This window comes from Paenibacillus artemisiicola (genome assembly GCF_017652985.1).
In the GTDB taxonomy this organism is placed as follows: Bacteria; Bacillota; Bacilli; order Paenibacillales; family Paenibacillaceae; genus Paenibacillus_Z; species Paenibacillus_Z artemisiicola.
Map to the genome: position 1 here is coordinate 1 of NZ_JAGGDJ010000104.1, position 3,483 is coordinate 3,483.

Annotated in this window: 5 protein-coding genes; all 5 read right to left on the reverse strand. The window is 37.1% G+C overall.

Features of this window, described 5'->3' with window-relative positions; translation table 11 throughout:
- Positions 1–149: 149 nt before the first annotated feature.
- The 5 genes from I8J29_RS33255 to I8J29_RS33275 all read right to left on the reverse strand — a co-directional run bounded on the left by I8J29_RS33255 (position 150) and on the right by I8J29_RS33275 (position 3,293).
- A complete protein-coding gene (locus tag I8J29_RS33255; RefSeq protein WP_208851543.1) occupies positions 150–794 on the reverse strand; it encodes an oxidoreductase in 645 nt (214 codons plus the stop codon).
- A 309-nt stretch (positions 795–1,103) separates the two neighbouring features.
- A complete protein-coding gene (locus I8J29_RS33260; RefSeq protein ID WP_208851547.1) occupies positions 1,104–1,364 on the reverse strand; it encodes a hypothetical protein in 261 nt (86 codons plus the stop codon).
- A gap of 162 nt (positions 1,365–1,526) precedes the next feature.
- Positions 1,527–2,135, reverse strand: coding sequence for a transglutaminase-like domain-containing protein (locus I8J29_RS33265; RefSeq protein ID WP_208851544.1), 609 nt, complete (start codon positions 2,133–2,135; stop codon positions 1,527–1,529).
- A 13-nt stretch (positions 2,136–2,148) separates the two neighbouring features.
- On the reverse strand, positions 2,149–2,604 hold the full coding sequence (locus I8J29_RS33270) for an N-acetyltransferase (protein WP_208851545.1): 456 nt from the start codon (positions 2,602–2,604) through the stop codon (positions 2,149–2,151).
- A gap of 227 nt (positions 2,605–2,831) precedes the next feature.
- Positions 2,832–3,293 carry a hypothetical protein gene (locus I8J29_RS33275; protein ID WP_208851546.1) on the reverse strand — a complete coding sequence of 154 codons (462 nt, stop codon included), beginning with the start codon at positions 3,291–3,293 and terminating at the stop codon, positions 2,832–2,834.
- Positions 3,294–3,483 lie beyond the last annotated feature (190 nt).

The following is a 3,483-nucleotide window of genomic DNA, read 5'->3' on the forward strand; positions in this document are numbered from 1 at the left end:
TGCCCTCAAACGGAGCAGCTTAGCCCCTCTCATGTAATTCTTGAAACTCCTATTGATTCATGCATATGAAATTCTGCGAATGAGCGAGCATTCGCGAGAAAACCTTTATTCTCTGAGGGAGCTTAAGGTCTTTGCTTCGAATCATTCAATTATGACAAATGATCAAAACCATATTTAACCTTCATCCGTTGATATAACCTAAAGCCTTGATTCTGATCGATGATTTCTTTCATCACCTCTCTCCATTCCGTTTCAATCCATTTTGGTTTCTTATCTTTCATTGCTGATTCATCAAATTTTTTACTGATAAAAAACAAATCAGCTTTAACGACTTCAAGTTCTTTTACGATACTTTCTCTTGATTCAACATCAAGCTTACGTTTATTGGCTAGGATATCATCAGATAAATCAGCTCTGATGTACCAAAATAGATCTCTATAAAAGTTATACATTAGATCAGATGATGCTCCGTAATGATTAAAGTCGCGATCAAGCAGAATAAATGATTCTTCTGCAGTTTTTATTGAAGTCTCCAAATTCCCCAGTGTATACAAGACATGATCTTTGCTTGCATTCTCATTTAGGCTCTTAATGACATAATCGATATTTCCGATCGATTGCGTATTTCCACCAGAGAATCCATGATTCAATTTCAAATGATAGCTGTCCGCTAAGGTACTTTTATACTTGTTGAGCTGCACTTGATAAATGAAAATAACCGCAATGAACACCAGTAAAGTCATAATCATAAGTGTTACAACCATTCTTTTCGAGACGTTCACTTTTACCTTCATCGTTATGTTCTATCTCCTATATGTTAATCTAAGAAACGCATGATGATATTGAACTAAAGTACCCATTAGTTTAACGTTTTTTGATTAGCCCATAATTAAATATCAAAGTTCCAATGATTAAGAAAATTAAAACAAAAATATTATCGGTAAATTCGGGGTATTCTACGATATTTATATTAGTAGTTGAATCGTGTGATGCGAAACCAGCCACCATTAAAGAGTTAGAAATATTAGCAATACATCTTTCAAGAGTGAATATAAATCCACTAAAAATCATCTTGTAAAAGTGATTAGACACTTCTCCAGCTCCTATATATCAAATTTGTCCTTATTGGCATTAGGGACGTCAGATGGCAGCGCTCTAGAAAGAAAAAATCGCTTTATCCCACTAAATATAACAAGTAGCCCAATAACAATTGCAATCGTCCGTACAATAAATTCAGCAACCAGTAAATTCCCGATGACATGCGTAATATCATACCAGTGTCCAGTTACAATCACGGGTGATAGCGCGATGAATACGCCAATGACAAGACTGCAAACTAGAATAGCAAATTTATTTGAATTCATGAATAATGCCCTCCTGAACAATATAAGTTTCCTGTCGTTATTACGCTTCCACTACTTGGAAGCTGCGTTAAAACTGCCCGTCAACGTAACGAAAAATGGAGCAGTTGCCGCCGGCAAACTGCTCCACGATGCGTTGAACTAACGTGCCCGATAGCTTAATGATTACAACCGATCGGGCAGACCATGTAGATACATATTTATGCAGTCATTATTATTTTTTAAAGCTTCGATGGTCTTCATATTCGGAGATTTAAATATGGTCAAGTAATCAACCTCGTCATATTCTTCTCGGACCGGAAATGCAAGTTTTTCTTCAACGAGTGAGAACTCTGCAAGAATCCCAGGCTTATTACCTCGTGCATCCAAACGAATCCACATTTTCAATTCCTGTATAAAAACAGCGTTTAAAGCATGAATACAATAGCCCGTATCTGGAGTGTCTCCGATCGTAAGTCGTTGATAACAAAAGCCAGATGGTATGCCTGCTTTTCGTAATATCGCACACAAGAGGTTCGCTTTTGCATAGCAGATGCCTTCTTTATGAATCAATGTTTCCGATGCGGAACAAGTAATTCTGGAACTCTGAATATCCCAGGAGTGGTCAATATGATCTCTAACATATTCATACGACTGTTTAATAAAATCCATTTGGTCTTGTGATGATGTTGCCAATTTGGAAGTTAATTCAGCAATCAGCGGGTGATCATGATTGACCTCAGCTGTCACGGTCAAATAATCGTTAACAATTTGCGATTCGCAGACCAGATTCATTAAACCACCACCTTCAAACCATGATTTGCATGGCAATTTCATCGCAATTATTATATTTTGAACAATGTAGACAATCTTTCCATATTTTTTGTGAGAGCGTTTCTTTATTAATCTTCACAAAACCACACTTTTCAAAAAAGCCATCCTGATAGGTTAATGCGATGACACGGGGAATCCCAAGTATGGTTGCTTCTTTTACAAGGGCATCGACTAACGCTCGCCCAATACCTTTTAGGGCCATTCCCGGTAACACGACCAAGGATCTTATTTCTGCTAAATCGCGATCGAGAATATGCAAACTTGCGACTCCCATAATTCTCTTTACATCATCAACGGCCACATAAAAGCATTGCAAGTGTTCGTAAATAGATTGACGTGTACGATGCAAAAGTTGTCCTTGCACCGCATACATATCAATCAACTCATAGACTGACTCAGTGTCCACTATCAAGGCTCTTCTAATATGCACAAGCTATCCCCCAAATATTTTGATGGTATAATTATGCATTAAAGTGGAATTATATTCAATCTATTTATGCCACTATCCTGCCCGTTAGCGCAACGACTGCAGCCGATCGATCTGAAGCCGGCTGCAGTCGTATTGTTATTGAGCTATCGTATCCCGTTCGTTTAATGAACCCTGAATGAAGCCGGAAGCGTGAAATACGTGTTTTACGAAATGCCGCTCATTTTCGATTACTTCATTTTCAAGTATCCCCCACTCATCTCAAAAGGAATATCCTCTTTCCCTTGTTCTACTAATCCATTCAATTCAACTTGTGGATGATTAAAATCTAATGATTTTGAATTTCCAAACACCCCTTTTATCTGTGCTAAAATAGTATATGTAATTTTCTCTTTTGTTCTTATATTTATCGGTTTACTAATGTCCGCTTTTCCTTCGATTTTAAAAGGATTACCTGTGAAACCACCGTTACCCACGATAACAGGATAGTACAAATAAAAATTCAGATATTTAATCTCCAATTTACCTGTATTCTCTACTTCGAACGAATAAGTTCTGTACTGGTCATTGATCAACTGATTTATTAAACTAATTTTTATATCCTTATCATCAAAGTGATAATCCTCTGTAGAAGAACAACCAGTTAACAAGGAACTGAGCAAAACCAAAAAGATAAAAATGAAACGCCTCATTGGATCTTGTCTCCTTATAAGTTCGGGGGCCGGCTACCGTCGTATCATGATTAAGCTATTGTCTCCCGTTAGTTGAACGTTGAATAACAAAATTCATGCCGAAATAAATTTTTTTAATGACGCACGGTAAACTAGATATGCAGGTACATTAAACAGTGAAAATGCAACCATCCACATAGGATGAAGTTTG

What these genes read in the sequence shown, in the direction of transcription:
- I8J29_RS33260 (WP_208851547.1), bottom strand. Translation starts at nt 1,364, where the DNA reads ATGAATTCAAATAAATTTGCTATTCTAGTTTGCAGTCTTGTCATTGGC.
- I8J29_RS33275 (WP_208851546.1), bottom strand. Translation starts at nt 3,293, where the DNA reads ATGAGGCGTTTCATTTTTATCTTTTTGGTTTTGCTCAGTTCCTTGTTA.
- I8J29_RS33255 (WP_208851543.1), bottom strand. Translation starts at nt 794, where the DNA reads ATGAAGGTAAAAGTGAACGTCTCGAAAAGAATGGTTGTAACACTTATG.
- I8J29_RS33265 (WP_208851544.1), bottom strand. Translation starts at nt 2,135, where the DNA reads ATGAATCTGGTCTGCGAATCGCAAATTGTTAACGATTATTTGACCGTG.